This window comes from Streptomyces sp. E11-3 (genome assembly GCF_046540415.1).
Classification (GTDB): domain Bacteria; phylum Actinomycetota; class Actinomycetes; order Streptomycetales; family Streptomycetaceae; genus Streptomyces.
The window spans coordinates 1-746 of sequence record NZ_JAZGRL010000228.1; the positions used below are offsets into that span (position 1 = coordinate 1).

1 protein-coding gene is annotated in these 746 nt (G+C 73.6%); it reads left to right on the forward strand.

Features of this window, described 5'->3' with window-relative positions; all coding sequences use genetic code 11:
- Positions 1 to 746: glycoside hydrolase family 31 protein (locus U9R90_RS36575; RefSeq protein WP_411061826.1), on the forward strand; the 746-nt coding region annotated here is incomplete at both ends.

A 746-nucleotide genomic window follows, 5' to 3' on the forward strand; every position in this document is an offset into this window, starting at 1 on the left:
CCGGGGAGCGGCCGTTCCTGTTCTCGCGTTCGGGCTGGGCGGGGATGCAGCGGTACGGGGGCACCTGGTCGGGGGATGTGGCGACCGGCTGGCCGGGGCTGCGGGCCTCGTTGTCGCTGGTGCTGGGGCTTGGGCTGTGCGGGGTGCCGTACTCGGGGCCCGATGTGGGCGGGTTCGACGGCAGCCCGTCGCCGGAGCTGTATCTGCGCTGGTTCCAACTGGGCGCGTATCTGCCGCTGTTCCGTACACATGCGGCGCTGCGGGCGGGGCGCAGGGAGCCGTGGGAGTTCGGGCCCGAGGTGTTGGAGCACGCGCGCGTGGCGCTCGATGAGCGGCGTCGGCTGCATCCGTATCTGGTGACGCTCGCCCATCTGGCGCAGCGCACCGGGGCGCCCTACGTGCGCCCTGTGTGGTGGTTCACTCCGGAGGACCGGGCGCTACGGGACTGTGGGGACGCGTTTCTGCTCGGGGACGCGCTGCTGGTGGCGCCGGTGCTGGAGCACGGGGCCGATCGGCGTGCGGTGCGGCTGCCGCGGGGGCGCTGGTACGACACGGTGACCGGGGAGGTCTACGAGGGGCCGGGGCAGGTGCTGCTCGACGCCCCGTTGTCCCGTATTCCGGTGCTGGCCCGGGCGGGTTCGGTGCTGCCCGTACGCGGTGCGGACGGCGAACTGGAGCTGGAGGTCTGGGCTCCGGGACGGGGGCGTACTGGTGGCGGGCTGGTGGTGCGTGATGCCGGGGACGGC